Source organism: Bacteroidales bacterium (assembly GCA_013314715.1).
In the GTDB taxonomy this organism is placed as follows: domain Bacteria; phylum Bacteroidota; class Bacteroidia; order Bacteroidales; family GWA2-32-17; genus Ch61.
In genome coordinates this window covers 18,594-37,237 of sequence record JABUFC010000005.1, presented here as the reverse complement: position 1 = coordinate 37,237, position 18,644 = coordinate 18,594, and the positions used below count along the sequence as shown (strand labels likewise).

Genomic DNA, 18,644 nt, shown 5'->3' with positions numbered 1-18,644 from the left:
TTAAATTCTATTAATTAAAAATCTTTCTTACGACGTGCTAACTCATCTCTAATAGACGATGCTTTTTCGTATTCTTCATTTTCAATAGCCTTATTAAGCATTTCTTCTAACTCATCAATGGTATATTTTGAATAAAACGATGGTCTATTATTATCATTCTCGGCAATCTGATTTTCTTCATCTTTTTCTTCTTCAAATGTAAGTAAAATGCCAGCTTTATCTAAAATATCTTGAGTTGTATATATGGGACATTCAAAACGAAGTGCCAACGCAATAGCATCAGAGGTACGGCTATCTATCTCAACTTGTTCATCGTCTTTTTGCAAAATCAAATTCGAATAAAAAATACCTTCTTCTAATTTATATATATTAACCTCAAGCAAATCAACCTTAAATGCCGAAGCAAACATTACAAATAAATCATGAGTAAGAGGACGTGGTGGTTTTAATTTTTCTAATTGAATAGCTATGGCTTGTGCTTCGAACGAACCTATAATAATGGGTATTCGCCTACTTCCATTTTCTTCTTGCAACACTAAAGCATAAGCCCCCGAATGAGTTTCGCTATATGATAAACCAACTACGTTTAACTTAATCTTCTTCATTTATTCGTACCATTACTTTTGAACAAAAATAAGAAAATCATTTCGTATAAATAAGCTTTCGTACATTTTTTTATAAAAAAATTGTCGTTAATTATTTTTTTCATAAAAAAGAGTTGAAGATTGAAAAAAACTTTATATCTTTGCAGTCCAAAACAAAACCTATTTGATATCATCATGTATGCTATTGTAGATATTGCTGGACAGCAATTTAAAGTTGAAAAAGGAAAGAAATTTTTCGTACACCGTTTGAGTGCCGAAGAAGGCGCTTCAGTTGAATTTTCTAAAATATTATTAGCCGATAACGACGGAAAAATAACGGTAGGTGCTCCCTACATAAATGGAGCTAAAATTTCTGCTAGAATTATTAAACATTTAAAAGGCGATAAAGTTTTAGTATTTAAAAAGAAAAGACGTAATGGTTATCGTAAATTAAACGGGCATCGTCAATTCTTCTCGCAAATAGAAATCGAAAATATTCAACTCTAAAATAAAGAATTATGGCACATAAGAAAGGAGCAGGTAGTTCAACCAATGGTCGCGAATCGCACAGTAAGCGATTAGGTGTTAAAATATATGGCGGACAATTTGCTAAAGCAGGCAATATTATCGTACGTCAACGCGGAACCGTACATTATCCCAGCCTTAACGTAGGAATGGGAAAAGACCATACACTTTTTGCATTGGTCGATGGTAAAGTTGTTTTCAAAAGAAAAAAAGACAACAAATCATACGTTTCCGTTGAGCCTGTTAATATTCAATAAGTTATTAAGATTAATAAATTCACTCCTTAGCTTATCTTGCTAGATAACTAAGGAGTTTTTTTTTACAAAAAATTATGATACAGTTAAAAACCATTTTAGAGCAAAAAAATGAAGTTATTGAGCGTCTAAAAATTAAAAATATCGATGCCACCGAAACTATTGAAAAAATTATTGAGCTCGATTCACAACGTCGTAAAAACCAAAAAGATGCCGACGACACTCAAGCCGAACTTAATCGCATAGCAAAAGAAATTGGAAATTATATAAAACAAGGCTTAAAAGAAAAAGCCGAAGAGGCAAAGTTACAAACCAATACGCTCAAAATAAAAGCTCAAGAATTGCAACAAAAATACCAACAAATAGAAGAGCAAATAGATCAATTAATTGTAACCCTCCCCAATATGCCTCACCCAACAGTACCACTCGGCAAAACAGCTGAAGATAATGTTATTGTACGAAGCGGTGGTCCATCTGCTACTGCAAATAATGGCTTACCACACTGGGATTTAGCAAAAAAATACGATATTATCGACTTTGAACTTGGCAATAAAATTACAGGTGCCGGCTTTCCTGTTTATAAAGGCAAAGGTGCCAAACTACAACGAGCACTAATAAGCTTTTTTCTAGATAAAGCTATCGAAACAGGATTCAACGAAGTTATTCCTCCTTTTATAGTTAACGAAGCTTCAGGATTTGGTACTGGCCAGTTGCCCGATAAAGAAGGTCAAATGTATCACATTACACTCGATAATTTCTTTTTAGTACCAACAGCTGAAGTTCCAGTTACCAATATTTTTAGAGATGTTATTGTAAATGAAAACGATTTACCCATTAAATATACTGCTTATACTCCGTGTTTCCGCCGCGAAGCGGGTTCCTATGGCAAAGACGTGCGTGGTCTTAACCGACTGCACCAATTCGATAAAGTAGAGATTGTAGTCATTGAACACCCCGAACGTTCATATGAGCAATTAGAACAAATGGTAAAACACGTAGAAAATTTGGTTGCATTACTCGGACTCCCCTATCGTATTGTTAAATTATGTGGTGGCGATATGAGTTTTACTTCTGCCCTCACTTACGATTTTGAAGTTTTTAGTATGGCTCAACAACGCTGGCTCGAAGTAAGCTCCGTATCAAATTTTGAATCATTTCAGGCCAATCGACTCAAACTACGTTATAAAGATAGCCAAACCAAGAAAAACGTTTTATGTCATACACTTAATGGAAGTGCCTTAGCACTCCCACGAATTTTAGCTGCTATTTTAGAAAACTATCAAACCCCAAATGGTATCCTCATTCCTGAAGCCTTAATTCCTTATACAGGTTTTACCACGATTGATTAAAAATAATTGACAACGATTGTCCGTATTCTAAAAACTAAGTCAATTGAATAATTCAACTTGGCATTAAAAATATTTATGGTTCAGCAATTACATCAACCTCATCGGTAGGTACATATTTTTTAACTACCGACTTGCTTTTCCATCGACCTGTTCTATAATATATATACGAAAGTGTCATGCCAAAAAACCAAGCTATGGGAATTGCCCACCAAATACCTATAAAATTGTATGTTTTAGATAATAAATAAGCTAACGGAATACGAACAATCCATAACGAAAACAAAGTTATGAACATCGGTATTAATGTATCTCCTGCACCTCTCAATACTCCATTATTTACAAACATCGTTGTAAAAAAAATAAAGAAAAAGGATACAATATTTAAATACCCACGACTAATATTTATGACCGATAAATCGTTCGTGAATAAACGAGTTAAAGGATACGAAAATATTAATATAAGCAAGGTAGAAACAATAGTAATAATTAATGTCATTTTTAATGTTGCAAAATAACCGCTTTTAACTCTATCAATCTTTTGTGCACCTATATTTTGCCCTACAAACGTAGAAAGTGCAGCAGCAAAATTCATGGCAGGTAAAGCAATAAACGACTCAATACGGGTTGCAATAGAATAAGCCGCCACCACATCGGTTCCGAAAAGATTTACCACACTCAATAAAGCCACCATTCCAAGAGCTACAAAAGATTGCTGTAAAGCAGTCGGTAAACCTATTTGCAGCGATTTCTTAAAAATATACTTATCAAACTGGAGCCTCCAAATTTTAAATTTCAAAAAATTATGAAATTTATTGATATAAATAATCGAAGCAAAAAATGCCAAAGCCTGAGAAATAATGGTGGCCCATGCTGCCCCCTCTATTCCCCATTTAAAAACAGCTACAAACAATAAATCTAACCCTATATTTATAATAGTAGAAAATATTATAAAATATAAAGGAGTTTTTGAATCGCCCATCCCTCTGTATATGGCTGCATTACCATTATAACCAAAAAAGAAAACCAATCCCAATAAATAAATACGCAGGTAATGAATGGCTTGAACATGAATTTCAGCGGGTGTTTTTATCAACGTCAATACATCATCCATCACCCATAAACCCACAATGGTAAATAGAGCAGATGAAGCAAATAAAATAATATTCATCGTATCGACGGTTCGTTGCACATTCTTGTAATCTTTAGCTCCAAAATATTGGGCAATAATAACATTGAAACCTATAGATAAACCAACTATTAACGATATCAGTGTAAAAATTAAAGGCATGGTAACACCTACAGCCGCTAAGGCCGCCTTTCCTATAAATTGACCAACAATAATGCTATCAACAACATTATATAATTGCTGAAAAACATTACCTAAAAGCATAGGAATCGCAAACTGCAAAATGAGTTTGGATTCTTTTCCTACAGTCATATCTTTCATTCAGCAAAATTGATAAAAATATCAGAATTATTTCATGCTTTATATGCTTAAAAATACACAATTGTTTAAAATCTTATCAAATATTTAAACTATATATATTTTTCCAAAGTAAAAAGTTATTAAACAATTCTAGTTACTAATTTTTTTAATAATTAATTTTTTTATATTCAAATTTATTCTATCTTTGCTTAAGAAACCAAGTTAGTGAGATTTTATGAAAAAAGTATTTTTGTTTTTATGGATGTTTTCATTTGTTTTATTATTAAAAGCTCAAGAAACAGATATCGATCTGCAGAAAGTATTTTGCTATCGCCAAATTGACAAACAAAACAATATAATTAATGTTACCCTATTAGTAAATACTGCCGGACTTGAACGCGAAAAAACTCTAAAAATTAAAGAAAAATTTCCAACCGGTTTTCAATGCAAAGTAAAAGAAGGTTATGGCAGCACTAATGCTGTTGCAGAAAATTCTGTTCTTTTTGTTTGGTCGGTACTTCCTAAAAGCGAACTTTTCATTGTTAAATACGAAATAACCTCACCCACTGCTTTAAACGAAGCTGTTAACATCAATGGTAATGTTTCGTTTTTGAGCGAAACTGGAATTAAATACGTAAGTGTTGAACAACGCGATTTTACAACGAATAGCAACGTAATTTCAAGGATTAAAAGCATTCCGCCATACGAACCGGGCTCTAATGCCCCTGCAACCGTTCAAAGCAGCAACATCACCATGACCGAAGTTCCCAAAACTACACCCCCTTCAAATACTATACCCGATACTAATACAGCACCGAAACCAAAGCCTATTGTAAGAACCAACGTAAAAGATGAGCCTATAAAAACGCAAGTTGCTGAAAATAAAACCCCCGTTCAAACACAAGTCGAACCCAAACCTGTAGTTGAGCCCATAAAAAACACTGCAGAACCTGTAAAAACTGAAAAACAAAATGTAACCGAACTACCACCGGTCAATACCCATAAAACCACTACCAAAACAACAACTCCCACTTCGGTATCAACACCATCGGGCTTTTATTACACAGTACAATTGGGAGCATCGCCCAAACCATTACCCAATGGATATTACGACAAATATCAATTTGACCAACCCGTAGATGTATTAATAATCGATAATATGTATAAATATTCGGTGGGTAAATTTCAAACACTGAAAGAAGCTAATAAATATACCTCGGTCGTAAAACAAAAAGGCTTACAATGCTTTGTTGTTGCTTACAACAATGGTAAAAAAATTAGCATTAACGAAGCACTGGCTATAAGTAAACAATAATAAATATATTCCTTTTTTTACTACAAAACACTTGCTTTTAAATACAAGCTTTATATTTCTATAAATACCGTTTTACTTTTATTTTACTATTTTTGCAAAACAAAATCTGAATTATGAAGCATTTTCCACATACCTATGTTATCGTTTTTGCTATTATTGTTGCAGTAGCTGCGCTTACTTGGATTATCCCGGGAGGTGAATTCGAGCGAAAAACCATCGTTGCCAATGGACACGAACGAGTAGTTATTGACGCTCAAAGTTTTAAGTATGTTCCTAACCAACCACAGATTTGGGAAATCTTCGGAGCATTTTTTCAGGGTTTTGTCAATCAGGCAGGTATTATTGTCTTTATTTTAATCATTGGTGGCACTTTTTGGGTTATCAACTCCACACAATCTATAGATGTTGGTATTCAGGCATTGGTCAAAAAAATTCATGCGGCAAATCAGCTTAAAATGATTCGCATCCTTGGTTCGGACAATGTAGCTATTGTATTTATCATGCTTATATTCAGTCTGTTCGGGGCTGTTTTTGGAATGAGCGAAGAAACCATTGCTTTTATCGTAATTTTTGTCCCCTTGGCTATTTCTATGGGTTATGATTCAATTGTGGGCATTTCTATGACATACTTAGCCGCCCATGTAGGTTTTGCAGCTGCCATGATGAACCCATTTACCATTGGTATTGCTCAAGGTATTGCACAACTCCCGCTTTTTTCCGGCATCGAATATCGTTTTATTTGCTGGCTTATAATTAACAGTATAGCCATTGCTTTTGTGCTTTGGTATGCCCATCGGATAAAAAAGAATCCCCAACGCTCACCCATGTACGAATTAGACAAGAGCTGGAGAAACAATCACAGTGCCTCTATGGATATTAGCCACCTTAGAGCTACTGCTAAATCATGGATTGTTTATATTTTGCTCGTATTGACAGGCATTTATTTATCGTTTTCGTTTTCTAAAACTACCATACAAATAGGTAATTCTTTGCTTTCGTTTAATTTCATAGCCATAATTACAGCTTATTTTAGCATTTCTTCATTCTGGGCTATCCGCAAATCGTTGCGATACTTTATTTTAAATTTGCTCATTACTACCATTTTTATTTTAATTCTTGGCGTACTTGGCTACGAATGGTACATTAAAGAAATAGCTTCGTTATTTTTAGGCTTAGGCATTACAACAGCTATAGTATTTGGTTACTCTGCCAACGAAACCGTAAAACAATTTCTCGATGGTGCCAAAGATATTTTATCGGCAGCTCTGGTAGTAGGATTAGCCGGTGGCATTATTGTTTTACTCAACGATGGCAAAATAATCGATACCATTTTGTATCATATAGCCCAGTCGCTTAAAAATACTGGAGAAATAGGCTCTGTAAGTATGATGTATCTGTTTCAGAATGGATTAAATATTATAATACCCTCAGGTTCTGCAAAAGCAGCTCTTACCATGCCCATTATGGCACAATTTTCTGATTTAATTGGTATATCGAGGCAGCTCACCGTATTGGCATTTCAGTTTGGCGATGGTTTTACTAATATGATAACCCCAACAAGTGGCGTATTGCTGGGTGCACTTTCTATGGCAAAAATTCCATATACCATTTGGTTTAAGTGGATATTGCCTTTTATTCTTTTGTTAATTTTAATTGGATGGTTTTTGTTGTTACCCCCTATGTATTGGAGTTTCAACGGATTTTAAGCCAATCTTTTAAGCAACTCTTCTTTTTCGATAGGTACTACTCCCACTCGCTCGCAAACAACACCAGCAGCAATATTAGCGATGTTGGCAATATCGAAAAGCGTCATTCCCTTAGCTAAACACAAGGTAGCCGTAGCTATAACCGTATCGCCCGCTCCAGACACATCGGCTAAATCGCGAACTCGCGTTGGAATATGGTGTTGCTCCTGCTCATTCATAATAAACATGCCCAACTCCGAAAGGGTTACCATCATAGCTTTATGATGCTGACGTTGCATAAATTCTTGACATAATACAGGCAGTTGTTGCATTAAATTATCTTTGTGAATATCTGTTTTCAGACCTATCGCAAGCTCTTTTAAATTGGGCTTAAACAGGTCCACACCTTTATAGATCATAAAATTACGATGCTTGGGATCAACTGTAACAGGAATTGCCAATTGCTGAGCTTTTTTGGTTACAGCATCAATAACTTTTTTAGTAATACAGCCTTTATCATAATCTTCAAATACAACAGCATCAATCTTTTGCGATGAAAATAGTTCGTTTATTTTATCGATGAATAATTTTTCTTCATCGTGCGATAATGGAGTTGTTATTTCTTCATCTACTCTCAACAGATGCTGATTATGCCCTATTACTCGGGTTTTGGTAGTAGTCGGACGCAACTTACTTTCTACTAAGCCAATGGTTTCCATTTTTTCGTTACGACATAGCTGTTTAAAACGGTCAGCACGTGCATCATTTCCGATAATGCTTATTATAATAGGTTTAGCACCAAGGCTTTTTATGTTTAATGCAACGTTGGCGGCTCCTCCTAAACGCTCTTCTCTACGCTCAATAGCCACAATGGGAATAGGAGCTTCGGGTGAAATACGTTCTACCTTACCCCACATATATTCATCTATCATAACATCGCCAATAACAAGCACAGATAGATTTTTAAACGATTCAATAACATGATTTATGTTGCCCATAATAATGATAATTCATTGCAAATATACATGAAGATTTCGGAATTCGATGGCGACAAAATTAGAATTAGCTAAAAATGTTACAAAATTATGGTTGTTATATTAATGTTTAATTCTAAGCTTCTTAACATAATAAGATTCTTTCGAAACGAACCAAATAAAATAAGTTCCTTCATTCAAATCGGATATTTGAACTTCAGCAAATGATTGTTGCATTTGCCATGGTATAATCCTTAATATTTGGCCTTGTGCATCGATAATTAAAACATTCGCCTGACTTACGGTTGAAGGATTAAGCGAAATATGCAACTTATCATTACATGGATTGGGATATACCTCTATGCCATTCAAATCCAAATGTTGAATTTGCTGAGAAGTTAAATAAATTTGCCCATCTGAAGATGATATCTCAGCATACAAGCCTGCATTGTTTTTTGCTCTCACGATCACATAATAGGTTTGTCCAATACTTAATGTTAATGTATTAACACTGACCGATAAATTATGTAAATTATCCGTCCAATCGAGCACATCATTACCGAAGGGAGTTGTACCTATGGCTATTTCATAACGTTCTATTCCCGAATTGGAATCATTGGAAGGTAACCAATTCGCTTGAATTATCATATTGCTTATAGTATCAATATCATTCGATACACCATCGCTCACTATTACCGAAGTAGGTGGTGTCCAATCTACATTTACCAATTGCTCAACAATATTGCTAAGATTGCCGGCATTATCAGATACAACAGATTTTATTCGCCCCGAAGGCATTGCTGGAGAATCATTCTGGTAACGAATATCATTCATATTCCCGCTACCAATGCTAATATTTGCTGTAGGGTATCGCGACCGATAAACATCAAAATCATCAATTTGATAATTACAATTGGCACTCCTAAAAGAGACATAACTACCATTTTGTATGGGTGTAGTATCCACCCACTGAGCTGAAAGCACATTATTTATATAAACCCGAATAAGCCCAGTAATTCTATCATATATTATTTTTACATCGAATTCTTGGTTAGCGGTAAAATTATAAGCAGTATCCTTAACAGGACTTGAACCCCATGAATTATTCACAACTTTATAGATTTGAATTTTATCGTCATCTAAACGAAACCAAACAAAATATGAATTCCCTCTATTCGATGAATCGGGTTGATCGGCAAAAAAATGGAATCCAGCTCTTCGAGAAGTTCCTGTACCACCCATAGTGGCTTTAAAGTGATACAAATAACGGTTTGATAAATTTTGTGTCAAAGGAGCATAAATATTGGTATTAGACAAGGCTTCGTTCGATTGTTGTAATTTATTATTGGTATTGATGGTCCATGTACCACTTACAATAGTCCAGTCGGGGTGAATCGTATTTTGATTAAAATTATCGCAGAAAAAGCCATGCAAATAATTGGCTCTCCATTCGTTGCTATGAAAATCGGACACATTATAAAATCGTTTTTCTATTCCACTTCCTCCAACATTATCCGAGTCGGAAAACTGAGCCACAAAATCGCTTGTAACCCATTGCGAAGCCATATTAATTTGCGTAGTTGGCGATGTATGGTCTGCCGGCATAGGTTCTAAGCATTGAGTAATTCCGGTGCCTCCAATGGCTGCAATTTTTAAAGCTCCAATACTATCAATCTGAGCAATAGACGGTATGGTTCCCTGCCCATATCCAGACATAGGAAACACAATATAATCGATAATTCCTAAACTGGTTCCACCTGTTCGAGGGTCGGAGTTTATTCCAATTTGCTGTGCCAGATAAATAGAACCTTCGCCTAATTTTCCAGCTGGTCCGGTGTCAGCATATATGGCAAAGCATCCTTGACCGGTTTGTGTATTATAAACATAAGCAACATCACCAATACGAATTCCTCCCAATGAAACCAAAGCCGATGGCAAAACATAGTATGGCACTGTTTCAGAATTAGTATAGCGTAATGGATTAGTTACTGAATAAGCTGAATTAACCAACGAAGTGGTAGAGACATACATTCCAGGATATGGATCGCCAGGTCCTTGAATAATGGGATCACCATTGCTATCGGTAACAACTCCCCACCAATTACCTGGATATCCAGCATTGGCAGTCCAATCTAAGCCACTATTATTAGGACCATAGGCACGCGGACTACCATCAGCATCGATGTACATTTTGGCTTTATACATAATAACGCCCGATGGATTATGGCGATATACATTAAAATTTTCAATGGTAGTAATTAAAGTCAAATCACAATCGACCGAAACTTGCCCCCAAGCAAAAAAGGAAGCAAAAATAAAAAAGGAGAAAAACAGTAATTTCATCTTTTTTTGCTTTAAATATAATAATTTTTTGGATAGGCTTATTAATTCCCTCTCAATTTTTTACGACTGCTAAGAATTTTCTACTACGATCTTGTTGGTAATTTCACAAAACTAAGGCAGGCTAAACCCTATCTATACAAAAAAATTGTGAACAACGAGATAACAGGCCGGCATGCTAACCTTGTTCAATTAACTTCTTTATCGAGTTTGAATTTAAACGTTTTAAACGACGTTCTTCTTTCAATGCTTCTGTTTTAGTCAAATATGAACGCTTATAAACTAATTTCCAAGGTCCCTTGCCTGATGTATAACGACTTTCGCCAGCATTATGCTCGTAAAGACGTTTTTCAACATTCTGAGTGTAGCCTTTATAGTAAAGACCTTCAGGATTTTCTATGATGTAAACCCAATACATATAAAAAAAACCGCCCTTTTTTTGAGCGGTTGGCGGTGTGTCTCGTTAATCTTAACGAGATCGAACCCGTCTCGTTGTGTAACAACGAGATGACAGGCCGGCATGCTAATCTTGTTCAATTAACTTCTTTATCGAGTTTGAATTTAAACGTTTTAAACGACGTTCTTCTTTCAATGCTTCTGTTTTAGTCAAATATGAACGCTTATAAACTAATTTCCAAGGTCCCTTGCCTGATGTATAACGACTTTCGCCAGCATTATGCTCGTAAAGACGTTTTTCAACATTCTGAGTGTAGCCTTTATAGTAAAGACCTTCAGGATTTTCTATGATGTAAACCCAATACATATAAAAAAAACCGCCCTTTTTTTGAGCGGTTGGCGGTGTGGACGGGACTCGAACCCGCGACCTCCGGCGTGACAGGCCGGCATTCTAACCAGCTGAACTACCACACCCTGTTAAAATGCAGCTGCAAAGGTAAACATTTTTTTTCATTTGAAAAAATATTTTTGTGCATTTTTTGAAAAAAAACTAAATTGAACTTTACCATAGCTTCGTTGATGTAAAAAATATGGATAATCAACAAAAGCATTCTTTTTACTATGTTCTATAATGAGCAAACCACTTTCGCTTAAAATTTCATGTTCAAAAATTAGCTTAGGTAAACGATCCAATCCGTCTAAATCAAAAGGTGGATCGCAAAAAATTATATCAAACGAAGCTTGAACTTTTTCAATGTATCGAAATACATCTGCTTCAACTACGTATAAAGGCATTTGCAATTCCTTAGCTGTTTTTCGAATAAAAGTTATGTGAATTGGATTTATTTCAACAGCCGTAACCGATGAAGCACCACGCGATGCAAACTCATAGCTTATAAAACCCGTTCCACTGAATAAATCTAATACACTTAAGCCTTCTAATTCAATTCGATGTGCTAACATATCAAATAAACCCTCCTTGGCAAAATCGGTTGTTGGACGTGCTTTCATATTTGCTGGAGGAATAATTTTTCGACCTTTATATTTACCACTAATGATTCTCATATCAAACACAAAATAGAGTTGCAAATTGATGCGATTGCAATTCATTAAAGCGATAGCTATAAATGTATTGAGGATTAAATTTAGCCCATTCTATTCTAAAATCAAATTCTTTCATCTTTTTTATTAGTTCACCTTTTTTATCAACCCACCCCGACAAAACAAAAATATTTTGTTTGATATCTAGTTCAATGCTTTTAATCATCCAATGCAAATAATAAAGAATATCATCGGTATGTTGAAAATGGTAAGTATTAAAAAGAATTAGTTGGTTGTTCTGAATTACAACTACTTCAAATAAATAATCGTGAAAGTGTAAAAAAACCGACGACTTATAATTATATTTACGTATCATCCACTCAGATAAATTTAATAATAAATGAGCATGATGATAAATATTACTATTTGAAAAATTTAAAATATTTATGCATAAATCTGGTACATTAAATTGTACAATTGTGTTATAGTGTGCTTTTTGTGATACAATTTGCTTATGTAAATCGTTACCATTTGCAAAGTCAAATATATGTTGAGTATTTTCTTCTTTAAAAAATGACTCAGGAAAAATATGTACCTGAGGTGTAACCATGTAAAAATTAATTTGCTGCTGATGCTCTGTTACAAAGTGTTGTTCTAAGATTGTTGAGAGCATTTGAGCATCAATTTCATCATCAGAGCGTTGTAACGAAAAATAAACAAATTTTTTTCGAACAGTATCTAAATGAGCAACATTAACATAAAATTTATCTATAACAACATAGCTTTTATATGAAGAAAAAAAAGTCTGATGAAAAGTTTCATCAGACAAAACAATAGGTTTTTGCATCATAATTATTCCCAGTTTCCAGAAGTTGAAGCTTCCGTCATACTGCCAACTTTCAACTGAAAAGTAGGATCGAATGGCTGCGGATCGGCAGCTTCAAAAACTTTAACTTTTATTTTTGAACCTGTAACAATTTCACCTGCTTGAAGCTTAAAAATTAAACCATTCGAAAAAGGCACATATTTTAATGAATCGGCAATAAAACCTTTAGGGAACAAAGTATCTTTAATTGCTATGTTAATGGTATCACGATAAACCAACTTCATTTTAATGGCTTGTTCTTCTGTAAGTGTATCGGGTACAGTTCCAATAGCTTTTACTATAGGCATAGAGTCTGTTTTAATAAACTGAATAAGACTATCAAAATTGGCAGTGTAACGTCCATATTTTTCATAAAAACCTAATTCAGCAGTTCGAATATCTTTTAATCGTTCTATAATTTTTGCATACCTTTTGTCGCGTTCTTCTTGAAAGCGAATAGGTTTACGGATGCTATCATAAATCAAATAAGAAAGTACCACGATAGCTACTACTAAAACTCCTTGAATAATTTTGTTTACCATGAAAAAAAAGTTTAGTTTTGCTGGCAAAGTTAGTTTTTTTTTGAACAAGTTATTTCAATAAAATTATTTTTTTATGCTTCATCAATTTTTTTTTAGTGAAATCCTTAAAAACCTTGATTATGAACCAACTAATGATCAAAAAAAAGCTTTAGAATTATTTGCAGAGTTCATTTTTTCGCCCAACCAACATATTTTTATTCTTAACGGATATGCAGGAACTGGAAAAACTACTCTTATAAAATCTATTACAAAAACTTTTTTAAACATAAAATATCCTTTTGTATTGCTAGCACCTACGGGCAGAGCTGCAAAAGTTTTATCCAATTATTGTCAACAAATCGCATATACTATTCATAAATTTATTTATAGGCAATTATCGGCCGATGATTTTAGGTTTGTATTAAATTATAATAGCATAAAAGAAGGTGTATTTTTTATCGATGAATCTTCGTTAATCTCGAACGAAGGGAGCGATTTTAATATATTTGGTAGTGGATATTTATTAGAAGATCTACTTGAATTTGTATTTCAACACCCTAAAAACAAGCTTGTTTTTATTGGCGACGCAGCTCAGTTGCCTCCAGTTGGTTCTATCAATCATCCTGCACTTCAAATAGAAACCTTTAAACAAAAAGGGTTTAATTGTATTTATGCCGAATTACAAGAAGTAGTCCGACAGCAACAAAGCTCATTGATTTATCAAAATGCTACGCTACTTCGTAAAAAAATTGAAGAAAACCTACACCAATTGCCAATTTTTTATACATCTTCAAACGACTTTATTTTTTTATCATCTGCAGACTCGCTCGAGTATATTGCCTCCTCTTATGACCATGTAGGCCTAGACGAAACCGTAATACTTTGTTATTCAAATAAACGAGCTTTACAGGTAAACAAAGCCATTCGAAATAGAATATTTTATTACGAAAACGAAATGGTCAATGGCGAATTACTCATGGTAGTAAAAAACAATTACATGCCTTTACCCAAAGATATTCCTTTTAACTTTATTGCCAATGGCGAAATGATTTATGTACGCAAAATATTACGCAATGAGGAAATTTACGGCTTTAAATTCAAAAAAGTACTTGCCGAACTTAGCTCAGCTCCGGGTATCGAAATAGAGTGTTTATTGCTCGAAGAAACCATGTTCTCTGAGCAGGCAAACCTATCGCGTGAAAGACAAGAAACACTTTTTCAGCAAATCGCCATCGACTACGAAGATGTTAAATCAAAGAAAAAACGCTTAACTTTAATACGCGAAAATCCGTATTTTAATGCCTTACAAATAAAATATGCTTATGCCATAACCGCCCACAAATCGCAAGGTGGACAATGGAAACATGTTTATATCGACCTTTCATTTTTAAACTATACCGAATTTGGCATTGAACAATTAAAATGGCTATATACTGCAATAACTCGGGCAACCGAAAAAGTGTATATAATAGACTTGCCTCAAAAGTTTGCGAACCATATCAAAAAAAGTTAACTTAGCTCCCAAAAAAAGATGAAGATTGTTTTTATGGGGACACCGCAATTTGCGGCTTATACATTAAAAGAATTATTAAAAAGCCAACATCAAATCGTTGCAGTTGTTACTGTTCCCGACAAGCCAGCTGGAAGAGGTCTAAAACTTAAACAAAGCGAAGTTAAACAAATTGCCCTTGAACATCAAATACCCTTATTACAACCTGAGCGGTTAAAAGACGAATCATTTATTGCTTCGTTAAAATCATACCAAGCCGATTTATTTGTTGTTGTTGCCTTTCGCATGTTACCCAAAGAAGTATGGTCAATACCTCCCAAAGGAACAATCAACATACACGCCTCTTTATTACCACAATACAGAGGTGCTGCACCTATCAATTGGGCAATTATTAACGGAGAAAAAACTACAGGCGTAACTCTTTTCTTTATTAACGAACAAATTGACTGCGGAAAAATTATTAATTTTAAAGAAGTTCCTATTTTGCCACACTATAATGCCGGTATGCTCCATGATGTTTTAATGCAGGAAGGGGCTCAATTGCTTATCTCAACATTACCATCAATTGAATTTAATGAGATTGAGCCCATTGAACAAAGTAGCTTTATAATTCAAGAACAAGAATTAAAATCAGCTCCAAAAATTACACCCGAATTATGCAAAATAAACTGGTCGTTAAAAATTGAACAAATTCATAATTTAATACGAGGCTTAAGTCCTTACCCAGCTGCATTCACAACACTTATCAACCTCAAAAACAATAAAACCTTACATTTAAAAATATTCAGTTCAGAAATAATTGATGGTAAGCACGAAAGTCCATGTGGAACTATTATTACAGATAAAAAAAATTATCTTTATATCACAGCCGATGGTGGCATACTTCAGATAAACGAATGCCAACCCGAAGGCAAAAAACGAATGACGATAAAAGATTTTTTGAATGGCTTTAAGGATATTGAAGATTGGAAAATTATTGATTTTGAATCATCCAAATAGCATCAATGGTCATCATAGAATCGAGTGAAATGTTTTTTTCTTTGGCTTTTTGAATCAAATAATCTTTCCATTTTTGGTCTGATCTCATTTTATCTTTAATCTTTATTACTTTATCCCAAAAACTCATATCATATTGATTATTTTTAGATATTTTAAGTAAATCGTAAACATTTTCAATAAAATTCCAACCCAATTTGTCCAATGTTGCCTCTGTTGCCATTAAAATAAAAACATCGTGCTTATCAATTTCGTCTTTCAAATTAAAAGTAGTAGGGTCAGTTTTTGTGGTATAACTTTCAGGATAAGCTTCTCTATAATAAAACCAAAAATGACTTAATCCGAATGCATTTGAAATACTTAAACTATAAGGTCCCCAATAATAACTATCAGAAACAGCAAGAACATTAGGCTTAGTTTTATTTGAATCTGATTCAAATAGGACTTTAGGGTATGCTAATTTTTCAGTTGGAATTTCAAATAATAAATTCATTGCTTCAGCTGCATCATCGTCTTTTTCTCTTGGATAATCAAATTCTACTTCTTTCCAATACAAATGGGGCATTCGTATGTTTCTTTTCTTTTCAATATACTTAATAATAGAATCGGAAGCAATGGTATAACCATAATACGACCAGTGCACTCCTAAGCGAGGATATAAAGGATATTCGGTTTTTCCTTTTTTCTTATTAAAATAATCGTTAAAATCGATGCAGTTTATATTCATTTCTTTGGCTAATTTAATAGCACATTCATAATTTGTTGTATCTTTACCTTTTAACAATTTTGGAGGAATATATTCTGGGTAAAACGAGGCTTTTCCAGGGGCTAATATTAAAATTAAGGTTTTTCCCATTTCTTGCAAAGCATCTTGAATATATTTTATTTTTTCCATTCTTTCACGCCAAGCTTTTTCGCCGATAAATGTTCTGCCAGTATATCCATCGATATACGACATCTCATATAAATAATTCTCTTTACCTATAACTATACCATTAGCTTTGGGCTTATTAAACATCCAAAATGCCAATTGATTATTTAAACGAACAAAAATGTTTCGAAAACCAAAATTTTCGTTTAAATATTTTTCTTTTTTTTCTTGATAATGACCCGAAAACCATTCCTTAAATGTAAATACGGTATCCTCACTAAGTACAACAGCTCCCTGCAAAGGTTTTACTTCAGTAAAATGTAATACTGTTTGTAAATAAGGCAACAATAGTATTACAAACATCAAATTAAAATATATAACGCGAGCCTTCATAACTTTTAAAATCTAAAATAAATAAATGGATTAAAACCAAAAGCTGTTATAGATGAAATACATAAAATAAAAAGTATAAAAGCAGTTGAAAACATAACATGGTGCTTATTAGTTGTATAAGGCTTGAAATAAACTTCATCTTGTATTTTTTGACCTTTATCAACCAATACAAAAAATGAAAGTACAATAGCTAAAACGAAATAAAACCAGTACTCAATATCCAGTTTTACATTAGTTAAACCATCCATTTTAAAGACAAACATCTTTTTCAAAAAAACAAAAGCTTCCGATATATTTTCAATTCTAAAAAAGACCCAACCAATAACAACAACAAAAAATGTAAAAATCACACGTGGAATTTTGCCAATATTTTCAGTTAATTTCAACAGAAACGCTCGCTCTAAAACTAAGAATAAACCATGATATGCCCCCCAAAGAACAAAACTCCACGAAGCTCCATGCCACAACCCTGATGCTAAAAACACAAACCACAAGTTAAAATATAAGCGATATTTTGATTTTACTCTATTGCCACCTAAAGGAATGTATAAATAATTGCGCATCCAACTACCCAAGGATATATGCCACCTACGCCAAAATTCTGTAATACTTTGCGAAACATAGGGATTATTAAAGTTTTCGGGAAATACAAAACCCATCATTTTACCCAAACCTATAGCCATATCAGAATAACCAGAAAAATCGAAATATATTTGAAAAGTATAAGATAGAATTCCTACCCATGCAGTACCAGTACCTAAATCATGAACATTTAAAGCAAAAATTGCATCGGCTTGTTGTCCCATTTGATTGGCTATAAGAACTTTCTTCGAAAGTCCTAATATAAAACGATAAAAACCTATCAAGCGGTTATCTAAAGTATCATTCTGACTTCGGTCGGTAATCTGGTCGGCTAAATCGTGATAACGAATAATGGGGCCTGAAATAAGTTTCGGAAACAAAATGATGTATAACTGGTAGTCCCAAAAATTTTTTAGCGGTTTGTGTACTCCTCTGTATACGTCAACCACATAAGTTATCGTCTCAAATGTATAAAAAGAAATTCCAATGGGTAAAATAAGCTTTGTCCATTTTATAGCATTAATACCCAAAAGTCCGAGCAAGGCATTTACATTTTCAATAAAAAAATTGGAATACTTAAAATAAAAAAGCAATCCGAGATTCATTGAAACAGAAAAAGCAAGAAGCAACCGCCGTTTTGTTTTATCATTCAAGCTCGACATCCACTTTACTAAATGGAAGTCAATGAAGGTTGTACCTAAAATAACAAAAATAAAGCGTGAGGCACCCCAACTATAAAAAAAATGCTAAATAATAAGATTACAATATTCTTGTATTTCTTATCTACCAAATAATATGTAAGTAAAAATGCAGGTAGAAAATATAACAAAAAAACAATGCTGCTAAAAACCATATTTTAATTTTGCAGCAAAGCTAAGTATTTTTAAGAAAAGTATTTCTTAAAATGCTCAAAGAAATTTTTGTCTTTTTTTGCATTTTCGGGCTTAAAGCTTTCCGACTTTAGTGCGGTGAATTTAATTTCTCAACAAGTAAGTTCTTTTTTTTAACTTTTAACAG

At 33.7% G+C, this 18,644-nt stretch carries 17 protein-coding genes, 1 tRNA gene and 1 pseudogene; 7 read left to right on the top strand and 12 right to left on the bottom strand.

Going from position 1 to position 18,644, the window contains the following annotated elements; genetic code table 11:
• Window positions 1-14: 14 nt before the first annotated feature.
• Window positions 15-605 carry a bifunctional nuclease family protein gene (locus HPY79_01980; protein NSW44583.1) on the bottom strand — a complete coding sequence of 197 codons (591 nt, stop codon included), beginning with the start codon at window positions 603-605 and terminating at the stop codon, window positions 15-17.
• A 174-nt stretch (window positions 606-779) separates the two neighbouring features.
• Between HPY79_01980 and rplU the strand changes: the two genes are divergently transcribed.
• From rplU to serS, 3 genes are all read left to right on the top strand, one after another.
• Window positions 780-1,091, top strand: coding sequence for a 50S ribosomal protein L21 (gene rplU, locus HPY79_01975; GenBank protein NSW44582.1), 312 nt, complete (start codon window positions 780-782; stop codon window positions 1,089-1,091).
• A gap of 11 nt (window positions 1,092-1,102) precedes the next feature.
• Entirely contained in the window at window positions 1,103-1,366 is a 264-nt protein-coding gene (gene rpmA / locus HPY79_01970) for a 50S ribosomal protein L27 (protein NSW44581.1), read from the top strand.
• A gap of 74 nt (window positions 1,367-1,440) precedes the next feature.
• A complete protein-coding gene (gene serS / locus HPY79_01965) occupies window positions 1,441-2,712 on the top strand; it encodes a serine--tRNA ligase (protein NSW44580.1) in 1,272 nt (423 codons plus the stop codon).
• Window positions 2,713-2,785: 73 nt separating this feature from the next.
• Here the strand turns inward: serS and HPY79_01960 are convergent, their stop codons facing one another.
• Window positions 2,786-4,159, bottom strand: a complete 1,374-nt coding sequence (locus HPY79_01960; protein NSW44579.1) for an MATE family efflux transporter — start codon at window positions 4,157-4,159, stop codon at window positions 2,786-2,788.
• 214 nt (window positions 4,160-4,373) lie between these two features.
• Here HPY79_01960 and HPY79_01955 point away from each other — a divergent pair, with 214 nt between their 5' ends.
• On the top strand, window positions 4,374-5,453 hold the full coding sequence (locus tag HPY79_01955) for a hypothetical protein (protein NSW44578.1): 1,080 nt from the start codon (window positions 4,374-4,376) through the stop codon (window positions 5,451-5,453).
• Between the two features lie 113 nt (window positions 5,454-5,566).
• Window positions 5,567-7,159 carry an AbgT family transporter gene (locus tag HPY79_01950; GenBank protein NSW44577.1) on the top strand — a complete coding sequence of 531 codons (1,593 nt, stop codon included), beginning with the start codon at window positions 5,567-5,569 and terminating at the stop codon, window positions 7,157-7,159.
• Here the strand turns inward: HPY79_01950 and HPY79_01945 are convergent.
• The 8 genes from HPY79_01945 to HPY79_01910 form a co-directional block, all read right to left on the bottom strand.
• Window positions 7,156-8,136 carry a D-glycero-beta-D-manno-heptose-7-phosphate kinase gene (locus tag HPY79_01945; GenBank protein ID NSW44576.1) on the bottom strand — a complete coding sequence of 327 codons (981 nt, stop codon included), beginning with the start codon at window positions 8,134-8,136 and terminating at the stop codon, window positions 7,156-7,158. The two genes, HPY79_01950 and HPY79_01945, sit on opposite strands and share 4 nt — an antisense overlap.
• Window positions 8,137-8,235: 99 nt before the next feature.
• Window positions 8,236-10,455, bottom strand: coding sequence for a T9SS type A sorting domain-containing protein (locus HPY79_01940; protein NSW44575.1), 2,220 nt, complete (start codon window positions 10,453-10,455; stop codon window positions 8,236-8,238).
• A gap of 175 nt (window positions 10,456-10,630) precedes the next feature.
• Window positions 10,631-10,870, bottom strand: coding sequence for a GIY-YIG nuclease family protein (locus HPY79_01935; protein ID NSW44574.1), 240 nt, complete (start codon window positions 10,868-10,870; stop codon window positions 10,631-10,633).
• A gap of 105 nt (window positions 10,871-10,975) precedes the next feature.
• The gene (locus HPY79_01930; protein ID NSW44573.1) at window positions 10,976-11,215 is read right to left on the bottom strand and encodes a GIY-YIG nuclease family protein; all 240 of its coding nucleotides are present in this window, start codon (window positions 11,213-11,215) and stop codon (window positions 10,976-10,978) included.
• A gap of 30 nt (window positions 11,216-11,245) precedes the next feature.
• A tRNA-Asp gene (locus tag HPY79_01925) sits at window positions 11,246-11,322 on the bottom strand.
• A 36-nt stretch (window positions 11,323-11,358) separates the two neighbouring features.
• A complete protein-coding gene (locus tag HPY79_01920) occupies window positions 11,359-11,913 on the bottom strand; it encodes an RsmD family RNA methyltransferase (GenBank protein ID NSW44572.1) in 555 nt (184 codons plus the stop codon).
• A gap of 1 nt (window position 11,914) precedes the next feature.
• The gene (locus tag HPY79_01915; GenBank protein NSW44571.1) at window positions 11,915-12,739 is read right to left on the bottom strand and encodes a DUF3822 family protein; all 825 of its coding nucleotides are present in this window, start codon (window positions 12,737-12,739) and stop codon (window positions 11,915-11,917) included.
• A gap of 2 nt (window positions 12,740-12,741) precedes the next feature.
• Window positions 12,742-13,296: a hypothetical protein gene (locus HPY79_01910; protein ID NSW44570.1), complete on the bottom strand. Its 555-nt coding sequence runs from the start codon at window positions 13,294-13,296 to the stop codon at window positions 12,742-12,744.
• 73 nt (window positions 13,297-13,369) lie between these two features.
• Here HPY79_01910 and HPY79_01905 point away from each other — a divergent pair, with 73 nt between their 5' ends.
• Complete coding sequence (locus HPY79_01905; protein NSW44569.1) at window positions 13,370-14,788, top strand: AAA family ATPase; 1,419 nt, start codon at window positions 13,370-13,372, stop codon at window positions 14,786-14,788.
• An 18-nt stretch (window positions 14,789-14,806) separates the two neighbouring features.
• A complete protein-coding gene (locus tag HPY79_01900; GenBank protein ID NSW44568.1) occupies window positions 14,807-15,784 on the top strand; it encodes a methionyl-tRNA formyltransferase in 978 nt (325 codons plus the stop codon).
• Here HPY79_01900 and HPY79_01895 read toward each other — a convergent pair.
• Together HPY79_01895 and HPY79_01890 are read right to left on the bottom strand one after the other, a co-directional pair.
• On the bottom strand, window positions 15,759-17,015 hold the full coding sequence (locus HPY79_01895) for a hypothetical protein (GenBank protein ID NSW44567.1): 1,257 nt from the start codon (window positions 17,013-17,015) through the stop codon (window positions 15,759-15,761). The genes HPY79_01900 and HPY79_01895 overlap by 26 nt on opposite strands.
• Before the next feature lie 35 nt (window positions 17,016-17,050).
• Window positions 17,051-18,480: pseudogene (locus tag HPY79_01890) on the bottom strand (MBOAT family protein).
• Between the last annotated feature and the right edge of the window lie 164 nt (window positions 18,481-18,644).

Bases quoted from the DNA above. Each gene is read 5' to 3' on its own strand.
- HPY79_01980 (NSW44583.1), bottom strand. From the start codon at position 605: ATGAAGAAGATTAAGTTAAACGTAGTTGGTTTATCATATAGCGAAACT.
- rplU (NSW44582.1), top strand. From the start codon at position 780: ATGTATGCTATTGTAGATATTGCTGGACAGCAATTTAAAGTTGAAAAA.
- rpmA (NSW44581.1), top strand. From the start codon at position 1,103: ATGGCACATAAGAAAGGAGCAGGTAGTTCAACCAATGGTCGCGAATCG.
- serS (NSW44580.1), top strand. From the start codon at position 1,441: ATGATACAGTTAAAAACCATTTTAGAGCAAAAAAATGAAGTTATTGAG.
- HPY79_01960 (NSW44579.1), bottom strand. From the start codon at position 4,159: ATGAAAGATATGACTGTAGGAAAAGAATCCAAACTCATTTTGCAGTTT.
- HPY79_01955 (NSW44578.1), top strand. From the start codon at position 4,374: ATGAAAAAAGTATTTTTGTTTTTATGGATGTTTTCATTTGTTTTATTA.
- HPY79_01950 (NSW44577.1), top strand. From the start codon at position 5,567: ATGAAGCATTTTCCACATACCTATGTTATCGTTTTTGCTATTATTGTT.
- HPY79_01945 (NSW44576.1), bottom strand. From the start codon at position 8,136: ATGGGCAACATAAATCATGTTATTGAATCGTTTAAAAATCTATCTGTG.
- HPY79_01940 (NSW44575.1), bottom strand. From the start codon at position 10,455: ATGAAATTACTGTTTTTCTCCTTTTTTATTTTTGCTTCCTTTTTTGCT.
- HPY79_01935 (NSW44574.1), bottom strand. From the start codon at position 10,870: ATGTATTGGGTTTACATCATAGAAAATCCTGAAGGTCTTTACTATAAA.
- HPY79_01930 (NSW44573.1), bottom strand. From the start codon at position 11,215: ATGTATTGGGTTTACATCATAGAAAATCCTGAAGGTCTTTACTATAAA.
- HPY79_01920 (NSW44572.1), bottom strand. From the start codon at position 11,913: ATGAGAATCATTAGTGGTAAATATAAAGGTCGAAAAATTATTCCTCCA.
- HPY79_01915 (NSW44571.1), bottom strand. From the start codon at position 12,739: ATGATGCAAAAACCTATTGTTTTGTCTGATGAAACTTTTCATCAGACT.
- HPY79_01910 (NSW44570.1), bottom strand. From the start codon at position 13,296: ATGGTAAACAAAATTATTCAAGGAGTTTTAGTAGTAGCTATCGTGGTA.
- HPY79_01905 (NSW44569.1), top strand. From the start codon at position 13,370: ATGCTTCATCAATTTTTTTTTAGTGAAATCCTTAAAAACCTTGATTAT.
- HPY79_01900 (NSW44568.1), top strand. From the start codon at position 14,807: ATGAAGATTGTTTTTATGGGGACACCGCAATTTGCGGCTTATACATTA.
- HPY79_01895 (NSW44567.1), bottom strand. From the start codon at position 17,015: ATGTTTGTAATACTATTGTTGCCTTATTTACAAACAGTATTACATTTT.